Raw genomic sequence first — 15,520 nt, 5'->3', positions numbered from 1 at the left:
AAACTCGCCGGATGAGCGCTGTCCGACTTCGACCGATGCACGACGATGAGCTTCCCGACTGGATTCGTCGGGCCAGTGCCGCCTACGCCGAGTCTCGGATACGGTCGGGTCAGTCTCCCGAAAGCGCGCACGCGCGATCGCAGAAGGAATGGGCTGAACTCTTTCCGGCGGGCAAACGCCGAGACCAGCACCTCATCGCTCACATCATCGAGGGAGAGGCTTCTGTTGGCTGGGTCTGGGTCGGTCCGGCCAATGAGGGCGCCGGGGTCGACTGGTGGATCTGGGATGTCTTCGTCGACGAGGCCCACAGGGGACACGGTGTGGCTGCCGCTGCTATCGGGCTCGCGGAAGACCACGCGAGGGGGCTCGGTGTCGAGTCGATGGGGCTGAATGTCTTCGGATACAACACCACCGCTCGGGAGCTGTACGAACGACTCGACTATTCGACGTTCGCCGTTCAGATGCGGAAGCAGCTGAGCTAGTCGACGATCTCTCCGACGTCGTGTTCAACAGGACGTTCTCGATTCCACCCGGCGTGTTGCTGCCGAAACCGCAGCGCGTCGCCAATCCATCCTGTTGAACCGTGTGGAGGCGTCGGGGCTGCGCGGACTTGCGCCGGCGAGCTCGAGTATGGGGTCTCGCGCGGGTGTTCAGCTGCAGGGCTGCGGTTCAACCACCGCGCCGCACTCCAACACCCGCGCTCAGTTCAGTCGACGCGTGCCGCTTCGGCGACCTGAGCCGTGTCGACGAACTGCTCGAACCGCACGATGAGTCCACCGCGAACGACGAAGTGGTGGGCTACCCGCACATTCATCGCCTTGCCGGTCGCCTTGTTCTTCGCGGTGTAGCGCGCCAGCACAACGACGTTCTCGCCCTCGACCACATAGCTGTCGTCGTGCGCGGTCCAGTCTGACCAGTCGCGACCGAGCACCTCCATAACGTTGGAGGTGACGCCCTCGGGTGTGCGGTAGGTGCCTGCGAGAGGGAAGCCGGTCATCTCGGTCCATTCGACATCGGGCGCCAGAGTTGCCCTCAGGGCGTCGAGGTCTGCGGCCGCCGATGCGAGATACTGGCGGCGCACGACGTCGCGAGGCGCGGTCGACACGGCGAAGTCTTCGGGTGTCAGCCCCATGTCATCTCACCCTTCGCAACCTTCGGTCCAAGCTGGGCCGCGATGAGCATCCCTGAGTTCGGGTAGGCCTCGACCAGGGCCGCGGTAGCCGACGCGCCGTCTTCGGTGCGCTCGAGCACTCTCTCGAACTCTTCGAGATACGAGCGGGTGTAGTCGATGCCCGAAGCGTCGTTGGGTGTTCCGGGGAGGCGGTGCCCCGCAACCACGAGCTCGGGGCTGAGAGCCGACATCTGGTCGAGGAGGGCGATCCAGGCCGCGCGCTGCTCGGGCCGGGCCGTGTCCGCGGTCCACACGTGCTCCTGCTGGAACACGAGTACGCCGCCGATGATCGCTTTCTCCTCGGGGCTCCAGAGGTAGTGGCGGTCGGGCAGCACTTCTGAGCCGCCGCGCAGCTCGAGCTTCTGGCCATCGACTTCGAGATAGTCGGTGCCGAGGGGCTGGATGTCGACGAGTCGGGTGGGCAGGTTGGTTCCGAGGGCTGCCCACGCTTTCAGCTTGCCCTCGAACGAGGCGGTGATGTGCTCGATCACGATGGGCGTCGCAAGAATCTGGGCGTCGGGGAATGCGTCGGCGATGGCCTCGAGACCGAAGTAGAAGTCGGGATCGGCGTGGCTGACGAATACGGTGGTGAGCTTCTTGCCGGAGTCGAGCACGGCGGCGACGAGTCGGTGTCCGTCGGCCAGGGTGAAGCCGGCGTCGACGAGCAGCGCCTCCGTTTCGCCGGTGACGAGCGTCGCCGACTTGTTGGGCGAGCCGGCGGGGAAGTCGAGGTCGAAGACCTGGAATGAGAGTGACATGGTGATGGTGGTTCCTTGTCTCTGGGGCGCTCGGGTGTATCCGAGGCGGCAGCGCGTTGCTGCTTGTCAAGCACCACAATAGCTGACTAGTCAGCTATTCCCAAGAGGTAAATAGTGATCCGAACTCGGGTCATGGCATGACAGGAAGCTCGGCCTCCGCGTTCTTGCTGAGCGTGCGAACGGCCTCGGCGAAGATGCGCGCCTGATCGGCTGGAAGAACGTCGATGAGGTAGCGCTCGATGTTGTGAGCGTGGAGTTCGCTTGCCTCGAGAAGCTTCTGCTCGCCGAGGTCTGTGAGCTCCACGAGCTGCACGCGGCCGTCGGTCTCTGAGGGGCGTCGTCGGATGAGGCCGAGTTCGGCCGCGCGGTTGACCAGACGGGTGGCCCCACCCGACGTCACGACTCTCGACTGCGCGACATCCCGCACGGGAATGCCACCGCCCCCGGCCCGACCCACGACCAGAAGCAGTTCGTAGATGGAGTGAGTCAGGCCTGTGGACTCTTCGAGCGCGTGTCCGAGAATGTACTCGAGTCGATTCGCTGCGCCGAGTAGCCGCCCGAAGACCAGGATCCTCGGGTCGTCGGCCGCCTGTTTCGCCGTGGTGAAATTCATCGTTCGCTCACGTATCCACCTTAGGTCGGGGCGGCTCCGCCCGGCTCTCGCCCAGCGCACGCGGATAAGCTGGAACCCATGACTTCTGGCTTTCCTGTCGCTCGTCCGCGCCGCCTTCGTGCCACGGATGCGATCCGTCGCCAGGTCGCCGAGACTCGCCTTCACCCGGCCGACCTGATCCTGCCCCTCTTCGTGCGCGAGGGCGCCGATCCCCGCCCGCTCGGCTCGATGCCCGGAGTCGTGCAGCACACCCTCGAGTCGGTGCGCTCCGTTGTGCAAGACGCCGCCGCTGCGGGCCTCGGCGGAGTGATGATTTTTGGCGTGCCCGAGCACCGCGACGCCACCGGCACCGGCGCGACCGACCCCGATGGCATCCTGAACCAGGCCACCCGCGTGATCGCATCCGAGGTCGGCGACGCCCTCGTCGTGCAGACCGATCTGTGCCTCGACGAGTTCACCGACCACGGCCACTGCGGGGTTCTGGATGCCGATGGCCGGGTCGACAACGACGCCACCCTGCTGAGATACCAGGACATGGCGCTGGCGCAGGCCGACGCGGGCTCGGCGCTGCTCGGCCTCTCGGGCATGATGGACGGTCAGGTCGCCGCCGTGCGCTACGCCCTCGACGACGCCGGACGCAGCGACGTGGCCGTGCTCTCCTACTCGGCCAAGTACGCATCCGCTTACTACGGGCCGTTCCGTGAAGCGGTCGCCTCTACGCTCACGGGAAACCGCCGCAGCTACCAGCTCGACCCCGCCAACCGCCGCGAGGGCCTGCGCGAGGCGCAGCTCGACGTGGCCGAGGGCGCCGACATCGTGATGGTGAAGCCCGCGGGCAGCTACCTCGACGTGCTCGCCGACGTGTCGGCCTGGTCGCCGGTTCCCGTCTGGGCGTACCAGGTGTCGGGGGAATACGCCATGATCGAAGCCGCCGCGGCCAACGGCTGGATCGACCGCGACCGCGCGATCCTCGAATCCGTTCTCAGCATCAAGCGGGCCGGCGCCGACGCCATCCTCACCTACTGGGCGACCGAGCTCGCCACGACCCTCCGATAGGGAGCCTGACCCCATGACTCGCAACGACGAACTCTTCGACCGGGCGCGCCTCAGCATTCCAGGCGGCGTCAACTCGCCCGTGCGTGCTTACCGCTCCGTCGGCGGAACCCCTCGCTTCCTCACCTCGGCGAAGGGCGCCTACGTCACCGACTCCGACGGCACTCAGTACGTCGATCTCGTCTCGAGCTGGGGGCCGGCGATTCTCGGCCACGCGCATCCCGAGGTCGTCGCGGCCGTTCAGGATGCCGCCGGTCGCGGCCTCTCGTTCGGCGCCTCGACCCCGGGCGAGACCGAGCTCGCCGAACTCGTGCGCGCCCGCGTCACGAGCGGCGGACGCTCGCCCATCGAGAAGATCCGCCTCGTCTCCACCGGAACCGAGGCCACGATGACGGCCATCCGTCTCGCCCGCGGATTCACGGGCCGAGACGTGCTGATCAAGTTCGCCGGCCACTATCACGGGCACTCCGACTCGCTGCTCGCCGAGGCCGGCTCGGGTCTCGCCACGCTGGGGCTGCCCGCATCCGCCGGTGTGCCCGCGGCAACCGCGGCCCTCACCCTCGTGCTGCCCTACAACGACCTCGACGCCGTGCGCGAGGCCTTCGCCCTGCACCCGGGCCGCATCGCTGGCATCATCACCGAGGCCGCGGCCGCCAATATGGGCGTCGTGGCACCGGATGCCGGATTCAACGCTGCACTGTCAGCCATTGCCCACGAGAACGGCGCCCTGCTCATCGTCGACGAGGTGCTCACCGGCTTCCGGGTTCACCCGGCGGGGTACTGGGCCCTCGAGTCCGAGGCGCAGGCTGCCGAGGGGTCGGATGCGTACAGCCCGGATCTCGTGACGTACGGCAAGGTCATCGGCGGTGGGATGCCCCTGGCGGCGCTCGGCGGCCGAGCCGACGTCATGGACTTCCTCGCGCCCCTCGGGCCGGTCTACCAGGCCGGAACTCTCTCGGGCAACCCGGTGGCCGTCGCCGCCGGAATCGCCACGCTGACGCTGGCCGACGCATCCGTCTATGCGCGTCTCGACGCCACGGCAGATCTGCTGTCGTCGTCGGTGTCGGAGGCGTTGGCCGATGTCGGGGTGACTCACTCGGTGCAGCGCGCCGGCAACCTGTTCAGCTTCGTCTTCGGCGACTACACCCCCTCGGCGGGCGGTGCGCCGCGCACCTACGCTGACGTGCAGCGACAGGATGCGTTCCGCTATCCCGCGTTCTTCCACTCGATGCTCGACTCGGGGGTCTCGCTGCCGCCCTCTGTCTTCGAGGCGTGGTTCGTGTCGGCAGCTCACGACGATAAGGCGATCGGCCGCATCCTCGATGCGCTCCCGGCGGCGGCCCGCGCAGCGGCATCCGCGTCGTCGACCCTGGCCGTATAAGCGGTGAAACGCTTCGACATCACCCGGCACGAGCCGGCGATCTCGATCAACGATTCCTTCCTGCTCGGCAACGGGCGACTCGGCGCTTCTGTGCGCGGCGGGGCCGGTCGTGAACACGTGGATCTCAACCTCGACACGTTCTGGTCGGGCGGGCCGCTCGGTGCTGCAGACGACGACGGCGAGGAGCCCCGGCGCTTTCTCGGTCCGCTCCGCGAGGCCGTGCGCGACGGCGAGTGGGCGCGGGCAGAAGCGCTCGCGATGCGCATGCAGTCGGATGCGTACACCCAGTCGTACGAGCCGCTCGGCTTCATCGACTGGGCGTATGGCGATGCGTCCACCGGCGGTTACTCGCGCTCTCTCGACCTGGCACGGGCTGCCGCGACAGTCGCCTACGACTCGGCTGACGGCCGCGTCGAGGTCGAGACGTTCGTGAGCGCGACCGAGCAGGTCATGGTCATGGAGGTCTCGCAGCCGGCTCCCTCCAGCTCCTCACCAGAGTTCCGTTCGCCGCATCCCGTGCGACACGAGCGAGTGGAGCTGGGAGGCGGTGACTACGTCGACATCGCAACGGGTCGCGCGCCTTCGCGCGTGCTGCCTCAGTACCTGGGCGACGTTGCCGATGCGGTCATCTACGACGCGGGCGAGCCCGACGCCGACGGTCTCGTCGATGCCGGCATGGGGTTCGCCGTGGCAATCCTCGTGCAGACCAGGGAGGTGCCGGGGGCGACGGGCGCGACCACTCGCATCCTCGTGGCGGCCACTGACGGGTTCCGTGGGCGCTCGGAGCGTCCGAGTGCCGATGGCGAGGCGCTCTCTGAGCAGGTTCTCGCAACGCTCCGCGGTGTCGCCGGCGCGACTACGGAGGAGCTCCGCGATCGTCATCGCGCGGCGCACGCGGAGCTGTTCGATCGGAGCGATCTGCGACTGGTTGCTGCGCCGGATGATTCATCGTCGAAGACCGAGACAGACGAGCTGTACCACCACCTGGGTCGTTACCTCCTCATCTCGAGCTCCCGGCCCGACACTCAGGCCGCCACGCTTCAGGGCATCTGGAACGACAGCGTGCGCCCGGGGTGGAGTTCGAACTACACCACGAACATCAACGTCGAAATGAACTACTGGCCGGCCGATGTCAGCGGACTCGGCGAGCTCACCGAGCCCTTCACCGAACTCGTCTTAGGGCTCGAGGCGACCGGTTCGCGCACGGCGGCGAGCACCTATGGGGCCGAGGGGTGGTGTGTGCACCACAACACCGACATCTGGGGGTTCTCGAACCTCGTTCGAGGCCTCGAGCCGGCAGACGCGACGTGGTCCAACTGGCCGACCGGCGGGCTCTGGCTCACCCTGCAGCTCTGGGATCACCTCGATTTCGCCCCCCGCCACGACGCATCCCTCCGCGCGCAGGCCTGGAAGGCTCTCGCCGGGTCGGCCCGCTTCGCTCTGTCTCTGCTGCAGCCGTATGCAGACGGAACTCTCGCAGTATCGCCGTCGACCTCGCCGGAACACAGCTTCAGGCCGAACGGTGACGAGGCTGAGTTCGCCGTGAGCGCCGGGGTGACGATGGACCAGACACTTGTGCTGGAGGTCTTTGAGCGGCTCCTCGCCGAGGCTGACGCGGCTGACGGCGACGACGAGCTCCTGGCCGCCGTGCGCGCGGCGCTGCCGCTCGTGCGCAGGCCGCAGATCGGCGCCGACGGGCTGCTCCAAGAATGGGCGGAGGACTGGGAGCCGCGCGCGCGGGGCCACAGGCACACATCGCACCTCTTGGGCCTCTTCCCCGGCTCCTCGTTCGACGAGTACGCGTCGCCCGAGATGTTCCGAGCTGCACGCCGAGCCCTCGAGGATCGCGTTGCCCATGGCAGCGGGTACACCGGGTGGAGTCAGGCCTGGATCCTGTGCCTTGCTACCCGTGCTCGAGACGCCTCTCTCGTGGAGCACTCGCTCGACGTGCTCACTGACGGCCTCAGCTCGTCATCCCTCCTCGACCTCCACCCCGTCGATGTCGAGACGCACCCCGACGGGCACCTCTTCCAGATCGACGGCAACCTCGGTGGGGCCGCCGGCATCGTCGAAGCCCTCGTGCAGAGTCAGAACGAGTCGATCCGGCTCCTCAACGCCATGCCGCTCCGCTGGTACGCCGGAGAGCTCCGGAACATTCGGGCCCGCGGCGGGGCGCAGGTCTCACTCGAGTGGGACGAGCGCCGGCTCGTGCGTGCCGAACTCGACGCATCGGTGACACGGTCCTTCACCGTCACGGTGCCGGCGGGCGACTGGGTGGCGACCGTGAGAGGCCGGCCCGACGACGCCTCGATTCACTTCGCGGCGGTCGGTACCGACGGTGAAAGGCTGGCGACGACGTGGGATGCGGCGGCGGGCGAGACCCTCGTCATCCGGCCGGCACCGGGCCGGTCGACCCGCGCACGATGAGCTCAGTCGACAGCTGATCGGCGCTGATGTCGACCTCGCCGGCGATGAGTGCACGGGCCCACCGATATCTCGCCGGTCGGGATGGCCGCCGCAATGCACCTGGGCCTGTCGTCACCAGTCGTGGACGGTGCCATCGGCCACCCTGTTGTAGGGAAGGTAGGCCTGCACAGGGGTATTTGCCCGCTTCGCTGCGGTGCGAATCACCGCTGTCCCGGGGATCCGCTGCCAGTGCCTTCAGATGATGTTCTTGACCCTTTCGATGAGCCAGTGGGCGAAACCCTCGCGGTCTTCGATGTAGTCCGCTTCGCCCGAATCGAGGGGCGAGAGGATGACTGGGGAATCATAAAGCGTTCCGGGAACCTGTCGAACGCAGCAGAGGTCTCCGGTTCCGATGTTCTCGACGGGGACCAAGTGAGGGATGCGCCCGTAGCTTCGCTCAAAAAGCGTTGTCTTGACGAGGTCGTTTGCTGTTGTGGTGCCGTCGCCGAGGCCGAAGATCTCGAGGTGTCGGATATTCGCCCATCCGAACTCTTCTAAGAAGCTTCGATATTCGCCGACAAGCGGCCCGATGAGCCCCTCCGCCTGGGAGATGTCGTCCTCACTTGCGCCGGATCCGAATTCGGCATCGGGCAATCCGCGAAGAAGAGCAGCTAAGTCGCTGTAGGTCATGCCCAGACCCTATAGGACCAGCCGAGACGTGAACTTTCACGGATGAATTGGTGCTTGAGAGGCCGCCGATCGACGTAGTCGAGGAAGATGGTGCCCGGTCATTTGCGCCGTGGCACGACCGTCGAATGGTGCTCAAACGCGAGCGGGGTACTCGTCGAGTACAAAGGGTCAGAACCGGGGGTAATGGGTGCTTGTGCTGATGTAGCCGAATCAAAAGACCTAGCAGGCCCCAAAATCCGACCGTCGTTCGATCTTTCGATATCGAGGAGACCCCGAAGGATGTGCGGCGCGGAGTAGATCCGCACATATAAGAAGTCTCCGGCTTCACGCGGCACGCTACTCGCCAAGCTCACATCTTTTGTGCCGGATTTGGACTTCACGGCAGCACCCACCTGCCCCTAAAGACACCATATGACGAGATGGGACTGTCCGACACACGGTGAGCGGGTCCGGCGGTTTTCGCTAAAGGTGGCTCCTTCGAATGGTCCCGCGAAGGTGATGGCGAACGCATCGAACAGGGGGCACAGATGAGTTTTTCGAGACACAGCGGATGGATTCGGTACCCGCACCCGTGCGGGCCACCACAGCCTCAGTACGCCCGCTGGTCGAGCGCGCGAGGCTACAGAACCCGCGCCTCCGCCTCTGCCTCATCGTCGTCAGACGCGATGTGCACGTCGACGATGTTCACGTTGACCTCGGTGACCTGCATACCCACGAGCGTCTCGACCGCAGAGATGATGGATGCGCGAACGCCGTCGGCCACCTGCTGCAGCGGCGCCGGATACTCGGCGACGATGGTCACGTCGACGGCTACCTGGGTCTCGCCGACCTCGACGCTGATTCCCTGCGACAGGTCGGTGCTGTTCATCGCGCCTCGGATTGCGCCGAGCGCGCGGGCTGCTCCGCCTCCGAGAGCGAAGACTCCGGCGACCTCGCGAGCGGCGATTCCGGCCACCTTGGCGACGACGCCGTCGTTGATCACCGTCTTGCCGAGGGCGGTCTGCAGGTTGGTCGGGGTGCTTACACTGGCGGGGGTCGTGTTGGCCATGGGATATCTCCTTTTTCGGTGTGGAATAGTCTCAGTGATAGGTCGCATTCAGTCGGCAGATCGTCACAGATCACGTGAAAGTTTTTTCGAAGACGTGGGAACGGGGGAGTCCGGTGAGCGCGGCTCCCTATCGCTTCTCTCTCGAAGACGCCGACGATCGCATCCTCGCGGGCCGTGCTGCCGACGGTGACACTCGCGCATTCGAGGTGCTGGCCCGGCGATACGGGCCGTTGCTGCGTGCGTATGCCCGCCGCATCCTGGGCTCGAACGACGAGGTCGACGACGTCGTACAAGAAACGCTGATCACGGCGTGGCGCGACCTGCCCTCGCTCAACGACGGCTCGGTGGTCAAGAGCTGGCTGATGCGCATCGTCAGCCACAAGAGCATCGACCGCATCCGCGCACGCAAGAACCACCTCGACGTCGATGACGTCGACGCGGCCCAGCCCGACAGACTCTCGCCCCATGCCATCAGCGAGGCGACCTCGCTGCACGAGGCAGTGTCGCAGGCGCTGGCGACGCTGCCCCTCGACCAGCAGCGCTGCTGGGTGCTGCGTGAGGTCGGCGAACACAGCTACGACGAGATCGCCGAGCAGATGGGCATCCCCGCCAGCACCGTGCGCGGGCTGCTCTCGCGCGCTCGACGCAATCTCATGACCGAAATGGAGGCCTGGCGATGACCGATCTCGACAACGAACGCGACGATCTCGATGGCCACACGATCGACGAACTCAGCGACTATCTCGATCGGGGGCGTACCCCGCTCGATCCGTCGATCGAGGGGTCTGCCGGCTGCCGCATCGCACTCGGTTCGCTCGAGCGGCTGCGACAGATCTCGAAGTCTCTCGTCGAGGTGGATGCCGCGGCTGAAGCCCCACGGAGCGACGACTGGCTGGGTGGCATTCTCGAGAGCATCGGCCGCGAGGCACGAGCTGGGCGCGACATCCCGCTGTTGCCGCCCTCGCCGCGCGCGACCCTCTCGGTCACCGAGGGTGCAGTGCGCGGGCTGATCCGCGCCGCGGGAGACCGCTCCGGCGGACTCATCATCGGTCGCTGCCGCCTCGATGGCGACGTCACGGTGCCCGGCACCCCGATCACGGTGTCGATCGACGCATCCGTCTTCTGGGGCGAGCGCATCGTCGAGACCGTCGACCGTGCTCGGGAGACCATCTACTCGGCGCTGCTCAAGCACACCGAACTCACCATCGCGAGCATCGACATCACCGTGCACGATGTGTACTTCGCGCAGGTGAATGATCAGGAACCCGATGATGCCGGCGACGGTTCGGCTTCGAACGAGGGAGACGTTCTGTGATCGACGAGACGAACGCTTCGGCGGCGAGCATCGACGATGTCGTGCGAGCGGTTGCCGGCGTCACCAGTGTCTACCCGCAGCTGCCGGAGATCCTCGGCCTGCCGACGGCCGTGGCAGGGCTGGCAAGGGATGTCGCGGCGCACATCGGCGAGCCGACCGTGCGCATCCGAATCGGCATCGCCGACGCCGACGCGTCGCGCGCCGTGTGCGAGCGGGTGCACGCTGCCGTACTGGAGCATCTCGTGCAGCAGGCACCCGTGGGTACACCGGCCTCGGCGCTGCCCCTGATCGCCGTGAGCGTGGTGGCGATCGGCTGAGTTCGTGCTCGATCGACGGTCGTAGTCAGATCGTGACGAGCAGGCGCCGGTGAATTGCGCATATCGCCAGCTATCGCGGGCAGGATAGACGTATGGCTGTTCTGTTCGTGCACACTGATCGACTCGAGATCCGCCTGACCCGCGCCGAGAAGATTCTGTCGCTGCGCCGCACGAATATCGACATCCCGCTCGATCGCATCCGATCAGCGGTCATCACCGAAGACCCGTGGGTGTGGGTGCGCGGCATCAGGGCGCCGGGCTCGGCGGTTCCGTTGACCTTGGCAATCGGCACCTGGAAGGTGCACGACGGCAAAGACTTTCTGCTCATCAAAGGCACTCGCACGTCGGTGGTCATCGACATCGACGGCGAGGGCGACGGCGCAGAGTTCATGCGCGTGATCATCACCACGACGCACGCACTCGAGTTGCTGCGCGCGCTGCGACTACCTCCGGCCATCGAAGACCCGGCTAAAGAGATCGCCACCGACTGATCGTGCCGTCGCCGGTCGAGTAGGCCGCTCGCGTCTACTCGACCGGCGCAGAAACCCCCTACAGGGTCGGGTAGTCCGTGTAGCCAGTTGCTCCCGTCGCATAGAACGTCTTCGGGTCGGGCTCGTTGAGCTCCGCCTCCTCGCGCCAGCGGCGCACCAGGTCGGGGTTGGCGAGCAGTGCGCGGCCGACGACGACAGCGTCGGCGAGTCCGTCGTTCACCAGGCTGTGCGCCTCTTCGCGGGTGGTGGGTGTCGTGAATCCGTTGTTCAGAATGATGGCGCCTCCGAAGCGGTGACGCAGATCCTGAACCAGCTCGGAGCCCGGCTCGGGGTGCAGCACGCTCAGGTAGGCCAGGCCGAGCGGTGCGATCGCGTCGACCAGCGTCTCGTAGGTGAGGCGCGTCTCATCGGCATCCTTCTCGAAGACGTCCTGGATGTTGCGCTCGGGTGAGATGCGCACGCCGACTCGGTCGGCCCCGATCTCGCGGGCGACGGCGGTGATGACCTCGGCGCCGAACCGCGCGCGCTTCTCGGGGGAGCCGCCGTAGGCATCCGTTCTCGTGTTGCTCGTGGGTGACAAGAACTGGTGCAGCAGGTACCCGTTGGCCGAGTGCACCTCGACGCCGTCGAATCCGGCCTCCACGGCGCGGCGAGCTGCAGCGACGTGCTCGTCGATGATGCGCACGATGTCGTCTTCGGTCGCGGCGGTCGGAACGGGGTAGGGGAACGCGCCCTCGGGCGTGCGCACCTCACCCTCGATGGCGGTCGCACTGGGGGCATAGATCGTGAGCCCGCTGTTGATGAGCGGATGCGTGACCCGGCCCGCGTGCATCAGCTGCATCACGATCAGGCCGTCTTCATCATGCACGTCGGCGGCGACGCGGCCCCATCCCTCGGCCTGTTCCTCGGTCTCGATGCCGGGCTGGCCCGCGTAGGCCTGCGCGCCGGCCGAGGTGAACGTTCCCTCGGTGATCACGAGTCCCGCTGTGGCGCGCTGCGCATAGTGCAGAGCGATGAGTTCACCGGGAACTCCGCCTTCTTCAGCCCGTAGGCGGGTGAGTGGCGCCATCACGACACGGTTGTCGAGGTTGAGGGAGCCGAGCGAAACGGGGGAGAAAAGCTGCACGACGATGCTTCTTTCGTTCGATGAGGTGTCTGTCGAGGCTAGAGCGACTCTCTGGCAAACGCGTCAGTGTGACGAAATCATTCCTCGTGCGCGAAATCTCGCCGGTTCCGCACAGGCGGGCCGTCGCTTAGAGGTGTGGCCCGTCGCCTTCGACCGCTTCGGGGTCGTCGTCGTCGAGTTCGACGCGCTCGTCGGGGTCGATCGTATTGGGCACGTCGAGCTCATCGACCTCGAGATCGACCTCGCGCTCGGCGTCGGGGTCGGGCTCGAACAGGGGGTCTGCCAGGCTGCTCATGAAGAACTCCTTTCGTCGTCCGTCCATCCTGCGCGACCTCGACTGCAGCTGCAACCCACCTCGGCAGGCACGAAGAGAAGGGTCAGGTGACGTCGCGGCGCCAGCTCGTGAACCATCCCAGAATGCTGACGACCACGGCGATACCGAGCAGCACGAGGCCGCCTTCCCACCACTCCAGGGTCGGGCCTCCTGGGCGTGCGGTGAGCGCGAAGAAGCTCGCCCCGACCAGAGAATCGCTCGCCGCACCGGGGAGGAACTGACCGATCTGTGCGGTCCACTCCGCGAACGATGAGGCGAGTCGCAGAAGGGGCTCGACGAACTGCGTGAAGGCCAGCACGATCACGATCGCGGCCACCTGGCTCGGCACAAGTACTCCGAGGCCGACACCGATGGCCGACCACAGTGCCATGGCCAGAACGGAGCGACCCACCAGTGCCCACGTGGCCGGATCACTCAACTGCGGGTCGATGCCGAACGCGAGAAGCAATCCGGCGCCGGCGCCCACCGCCGCGATCATGGCCAGCACGCCGTAGAACGCCCCGGCGCCGGTGAGCGCGACCAGCTTCGCCACGAGAACCCGACCGCGTCGCGGCGTAGCCAAGAACGTGGGGGTCAGCGTCTGGTGACGGAACTCGTTCGTCGTGGCCAGGGCGCCGAGCAGCACAGCGAAGACATAGCCCAGAGTGGGCCCGAAACTGTAGATGAGCGGTGCCAGATTCTTGCCCGACATCGACGGTCCGAAATTGTGAGGGCCGACCGCGCCGAAGAGCGCCGCCGCCCCGCCGGCGCACACGGCGATATAGGCGACCATGATGATCGCGAGAATCCACCACATGCGGGTCGAGGTGATCTTTGTGACCTCCGACCGGAGGGCTCCGCCGAAACGACTCACAGCGCCCCCTCCTCTCCGACGAGGTGCAAGAAGCTCTCTTCGAGGCCCACGCGTTTCTGCGACAGTGCGGTCACCGGAATGCCTGCGGCGAAGGCGATGCGCCCCACATCTGCGGCCTCTGCGTTGTCGACGAGAACGCCGCCGCGCAGCGGGCTCACGGTGTACCCCGCCGCCCCGAGTGCTGCGGCCAGACCTGCTCGATCCGTCGCATCGACAATGACCTGCTTCTGCTCGCTCTGGTCGAGACTGGCCAGCGAACCGCGGTGGATGAGCTTGCCGTGCGACACGATGACGACCTCATCGACGCTCTGCTGCACCTCGCTGAGCAGGTGCGACGAGATCAGCACGGTGCGCCCCTCGTCTGCGAGTTCGCGCAGCAGCAGCCGGATCCACTTGATGCCCTCGGGGTCGAGGCCGTTGATGGGCTCGTCGAGCACGAGCACGCGAGGGTCGCCCAACAGCGCGTACGCGAGGCCGAGGCGCTGGCGCATGCCGAGCGAGTAACCGCCGACGCGTCGATCGCCGTAGGCTCCGAGGCCCACTCGATGCAGAACGAGCTGCACGCGCTCGCGGTCGAGCCCTGCGGCCTGGGTGTACGTGAGCAGATGGTTCGCCGCGCTGCGGCCCGGATGGAAGCTGGCCGCCTCGAGCGCGGAGCCCACGGTCGCGAGCGGCGTGGGCAGATCGCGATAGGCGGTTCCGCCGAAGGTCGCGGAGCCGGATGTCGGCCGCACGAGCCCCAGCAGCATACGCAGAGTCGTGGTCTTGCCCGCCCCATTGGGCCCGAGGAAACCGGTGACGCGCCCCGGCTCGACGGTGAATGAGAGATCGGACACCGCCTTCACCGCTCCGAAGGTCTTGGTGAGGCCCGAGAACTCGATCGTCACGCCCGCGGTCATGGTCGCACGTCGCGGCGGCTGGCAGGGCGGAGTAGTCGAGGCATCCACACCACCCTATTCGGGTGCGCGTGGGAAGTCACCAGTAATAGAGTGTGCATCCTGAGGCTTGTCGAACGTGAGGGTGCGTAATGGTGGATGCGACGGGTTCCGTTGTCGTGATCGGTGACGCACTCATAGACGAGTTCCGCACGCCCGAGGGCTCGGAGGACTTCGTCGGCGGAGCCGCGCTCAACGTGGCAGTAGGACTCACCCGCCTCGGCGTCAAGACCACTCTCGTGGCCATGGTCGGCGACGACTCCGACGGCGACAGCATCCGCGCGTTCCTCGCCGAGTACGGGGTGAATCTGATCGCGACGCCGGCACCCCGCGGCACGGCTCGCGCCATCTCCGACCGCACAGACGGCGAGCCGCGGTACAGCTTCAACGAGGCATCGGTCGAGCGCTTCATCGAGTTCGACGATCGGGTGCGCCGGGCCATCGACGCGGCGCCGTTCGTCGTGATCAGCTGTCTGCGCTTCGACTCGGCCGATCAGGTCGCGCTGCTCGAAGACGCGGTGTCGGAGCCACAGAGCAGGCTGCTGATCGACCCGAATCCGCGCGAGGGCATGCTGCATTCGGTGCACGAGTTCGTGACCAACTTCGAGCGGGTCGCGGCGACGGCGCTTCTTGTGAAGGTCGGCGACGAAGACGCCGCGTTGCTCTACAACGCGTCGCTGCTCATGCTCACCGAAGGCCTCACGTCGACCGGCTCGCAGACCGTGCTGTCGACGGCGGGGCGCGATGGCGCATCCATTGCCACGGAGTCGGGTGTTCTCGTGCACCAGCCGATCACCCTGATGTCGGAGCCTGTGGTCGACACGATGGGCGCGGGCGACGCCACACTTGCGAGCGTCGCGGCCAGCCTCGTCGAGGCGCGAGAGTCGGGTCAGCTGCCGCAGACCGGCGACGAGTGGCAGGCGATTCTCGAGCGGGCGATGGCGGTGGCCGCCGCGACCTGCCGCACCCGCGGCGCGCTGTTGCAGCTCCCCTCGGCCAGCGTTCCTGTCGCGGTCGCGTCGGTCTAGC

The 15,520-nt window shown here is 66.7% G+C and carries 18 protein-coding genes; 9 read left to right on the top strand and 9 right to left on the bottom strand.

The genetic code is table 11. The features are described 5' to 3' along the window. The first annotated feature begins 11 nt into the window (after positions 1 to 11). Positions 12 to 482 carry a GNAT family N-acetyltransferase gene (locus B9Y86_RS05150; RefSeq protein ID WP_085483527.1) on the top strand — a complete coding sequence of 157 codons (471 nt, stop codon included), beginning with the start codon at positions 12 to 14 and terminating at the stop codon, positions 480 to 482. A 224-nt stretch (positions 483 to 706) separates the two neighbouring features. Here B9Y86_RS05150 and B9Y86_RS05145 read toward each other — a convergent pair whose 3' ends face one another. From B9Y86_RS05145 to B9Y86_RS05135, 3 genes are all read right to left on the bottom strand, one after another. Next, positions 707 to 1,132: a nuclear transport factor 2 family protein gene (locus B9Y86_RS05145; RefSeq protein ID WP_085483525.1), complete on the bottom strand. Its 426-nt coding sequence runs from the start codon at positions 1,130 to 1,132 to the stop codon at positions 707 to 709. Further along, a complete protein-coding gene (locus B9Y86_RS05140) occupies positions 1,123 to 1,929 on the bottom strand; it encodes an MBL fold metallo-hydrolase (RefSeq protein WP_085483522.1) in 807 nt (268 codons plus the stop codon). Before B9Y86_RS05140 ends, B9Y86_RS05145 begins: the two co-directional genes overlap by 10 nt. A gap of 130 nt (positions 1,930 to 2,059) precedes the next feature. Further along, the gene (locus B9Y86_RS05135) at positions 2,060 to 2,542 is read right to left on the bottom strand and encodes a MarR family winged helix-turn-helix transcriptional regulator (RefSeq protein ID WP_085483520.1); all 483 of its coding nucleotides are present in this window, start codon (positions 2,540 to 2,542) and stop codon (positions 2,060 to 2,062) included. A gap of 78 nt (positions 2,543 to 2,620) precedes the next feature. On the opposite strand from B9Y86_RS05135, the gene hemB reads away from it, so the two are divergent. Genes hemB through B9Y86_RS05120 form a run of 3 tightly spaced genes read left to right on the top strand, consistent with a single transcriptional unit; the run spans position 2,621 to position 7,403 of the window. Continuing rightward, on the top strand, positions 2,621 to 3,598 hold the full coding sequence (gene hemB, locus B9Y86_RS05130) for a porphobilinogen synthase (RefSeq protein ID WP_085483518.1): 978 nt from the start codon (positions 2,621 to 2,623) through the stop codon (positions 3,596 to 3,598). Positions 3,599 to 3,611: 13 nt separating this feature from the next. Further along, positions 3,612 to 4,976, top strand: a complete 1,365-nt coding sequence (hemL, locus tag B9Y86_RS05125) for a glutamate-1-semialdehyde 2,1-aminomutase (RefSeq protein ID WP_085483516.1) — start codon at positions 3,612 to 3,614, stop codon at positions 4,974 to 4,976. Between the two features lie 3 nt (positions 4,977 to 4,979). Continuing rightward, a complete protein-coding gene (locus tag B9Y86_RS05120) occupies positions 4,980 to 7,403 on the top strand; it encodes a glycosyl hydrolase family 95 catalytic domain-containing protein (RefSeq protein WP_085483514.1) in 2,424 nt (807 codons plus the stop codon). 234 nt (positions 7,404 to 7,637) lie between these two features. Here B9Y86_RS05120 and B9Y86_RS05115 read toward each other — a convergent pair whose 3' ends face one another. Continuing rightward, complete coding sequence (locus B9Y86_RS05115; protein WP_085483512.1) at positions 7,638 to 8,072, bottom strand: SMI1/KNR4 family protein; 435 nt, start codon at positions 8,070 to 8,072, stop codon at positions 7,638 to 7,640. Between the two features lie 619 nt (positions 8,073 to 8,691). Continuing rightward, a complete protein-coding gene (locus tag B9Y86_RS05110; protein WP_085483510.1) occupies positions 8,692 to 9,120 on the bottom strand; it encodes an Asp23/Gls24 family envelope stress response protein in 429 nt (142 codons plus the stop codon). Between the two features lie 113 nt (positions 9,121 to 9,233). Between B9Y86_RS05110 and B9Y86_RS05105 the strand changes: the two genes are divergently transcribed. The 4 genes from B9Y86_RS05105 to B9Y86_RS05090 all read left to right on the top strand — a co-directional run bounded on the left by B9Y86_RS05105 (position 9,234) and on the right by B9Y86_RS05090 (position 11,243). Then, on the top strand, positions 9,234 to 9,800 hold the full coding sequence (locus B9Y86_RS05105; protein WP_085483508.1) for an RNA polymerase sigma factor: 567 nt from the start codon (positions 9,234 to 9,236) through the stop codon (positions 9,798 to 9,800). Continuing rightward, entirely contained in the window at positions 9,797 to 10,435 is a 639-nt protein-coding gene (locus tag B9Y86_RS05100; RefSeq protein WP_085483506.1) for a hypothetical protein, read from the top strand. The genes B9Y86_RS05105 and B9Y86_RS05100 overlap by 4 nt, the downstream gene beginning before the upstream one ends. Then, positions 10,432 to 10,752: a hypothetical protein gene (locus B9Y86_RS05095; RefSeq protein ID WP_085483504.1), complete on the top strand. Its 321-nt coding sequence runs from the start codon at positions 10,432 to 10,434 to the stop codon at positions 10,750 to 10,752. The genes B9Y86_RS05100 and B9Y86_RS05095 overlap by 4 nt, the downstream gene beginning before the upstream one ends. Positions 10,753 to 10,844: 92 nt before the next feature. Continuing rightward, on the top strand, positions 10,845 to 11,243 hold the full coding sequence (locus tag B9Y86_RS05090) for a hypothetical protein (RefSeq protein WP_085483502.1): 399 nt from the start codon (positions 10,845 to 10,847) through the stop codon (positions 11,241 to 11,243). 58 nt (positions 11,244 to 11,301) lie between these two features. On the opposite strand, the gene B9Y86_RS05085 is transcribed toward B9Y86_RS05090, so the two are convergent. The 4 genes from B9Y86_RS05085 to B9Y86_RS05070 all read right to left on the bottom strand — a co-directional run bounded on the left by B9Y86_RS05085 (position 11,302) and on the right by B9Y86_RS05070 (position 14,455). Beyond that, positions 11,302 to 12,369 carry an alkene reductase gene (locus B9Y86_RS05085; RefSeq protein WP_085483500.1) on the bottom strand — a complete coding sequence of 356 codons (1,068 nt, stop codon included), beginning with the start codon at positions 12,367 to 12,369 and terminating at the stop codon, positions 11,302 to 11,304. Between the two features lie 127 nt (positions 12,370 to 12,496). Then, entirely contained in the window at positions 12,497 to 12,664 is a 168-nt protein-coding gene (locus B9Y86_RS17485; protein WP_176223260.1) for a hypothetical protein, read from the bottom strand. An 82-nt stretch (positions 12,665 to 12,746) separates the two neighbouring features. After that, a complete protein-coding gene (locus B9Y86_RS05075; protein WP_244894635.1) occupies positions 12,747 to 13,556 on the bottom strand; it encodes an ABC transporter permease in 810 nt (269 codons plus the stop codon). Then, positions 13,553 to 14,455 carry an ATP-binding cassette domain-containing protein gene (locus B9Y86_RS05070; RefSeq protein ID WP_085483496.1) on the bottom strand — a complete coding sequence of 301 codons (903 nt, stop codon included), beginning with the start codon at positions 14,453 to 14,455 and terminating at the stop codon, positions 13,553 to 13,555. Before B9Y86_RS05070 ends, B9Y86_RS05075 begins: the two co-directional genes overlap by 4 nt. Positions 14,456 to 14,583: 128 nt before the next feature. Between B9Y86_RS05070 and B9Y86_RS05065 the strand changes: the two genes are divergently transcribed. Continuing rightward, complete coding sequence (locus B9Y86_RS05065) at positions 14,584 to 15,519, top strand: PfkB family carbohydrate kinase (RefSeq protein ID WP_085483494.1); 936 nt, start codon at positions 14,584 to 14,586, stop codon at positions 15,517 to 15,519. Position 15,520: the final 1 nt, after the last annotated feature.

Origin of the sequence: Agreia pratensis (genome assembly GCF_900177685.1) — a bacterium.
Lineage (GTDB): Bacteria > Actinomycetota > Actinomycetes > Actinomycetales > Microbacteriaceae > Agreia > Agreia pratensis.
This window is presented reverse-complemented; position numbering and strand designations above follow the sequence as displayed.

Excerpts from the sequence above, each read along its gene's own strand:
- B9Y86_RS05150 (WP_085483527.1), top strand. The coding sequence starts at position 12 with ATGAGCGCTGTCCGACTTCGACCGATGCACGACGATGAGCTTCCCGAC.
- B9Y86_RS17485 (WP_176223260.1), bottom strand. The coding sequence starts at position 12,664 with ATGAGCAGCCTGGCAGACCCCCTGTTCGAGCCCGACCCCGACGCCGAG.
- B9Y86_RS05110 (WP_085483510.1), bottom strand. The coding sequence starts at position 9,120 with ATGGCCAACACGACCCCCGCCAGTGTAAGCACCCCGACCAACCTGCAG.
- B9Y86_RS05145 (WP_085483525.1), bottom strand. The coding sequence starts at position 1,132 with ATGGGGCTGACACCCGAAGACTTCGCCGTGTCGACCGCGCCTCGCGAC.
- B9Y86_RS05065 (WP_085483494.1), top strand. The coding sequence starts at position 14,584 with ATGGTGGATGCGACGGGTTCCGTTGTCGTGATCGGTGACGCACTCATA.
- B9Y86_RS05090 (WP_085483502.1), top strand. The coding sequence starts at position 10,845 with ATGGCTGTTCTGTTCGTGCACACTGATCGACTCGAGATCCGCCTGACC.
- B9Y86_RS05115 (WP_085483512.1), bottom strand. The coding sequence starts at position 8,072 with ATGACCTACAGCGACTTAGCTGCTCTTCTTCGCGGATTGCCCGATGCC.
- hemL (WP_085483516.1), top strand. The coding sequence starts at position 3,612 with ATGACTCGCAACGACGAACTCTTCGACCGGGCGCGCCTCAGCATTCCA.
- B9Y86_RS05070 (WP_085483496.1), bottom strand. The coding sequence starts at position 14,455 with ATGACCGCGGGCGTGACGATCGAGTTCTCGGGCCTCACCAAGACCTTC.
- hemB (WP_085483518.1), top strand. The coding sequence starts at position 2,621 with ATGACTTCTGGCTTTCCTGTCGCTCGTCCGCGCCGCCTTCGTGCCACG.
- B9Y86_RS05135 (WP_085483520.1), bottom strand. The coding sequence starts at position 2,542 with ATGAATTTCACCACGGCGAAACAGGCGGCCGACGACCCGAGGATCCTG.
- B9Y86_RS05100 (WP_085483506.1), top strand. The coding sequence starts at position 9,797 with ATGACCGATCTCGACAACGAACGCGACGATCTCGATGGCCACACGATC.
- B9Y86_RS05140 (WP_085483522.1), bottom strand. The coding sequence starts at position 1,929 with ATGTCACTCTCATTCCAGGTCTTCGACCTCGACTTCCCCGCCGGCTCG.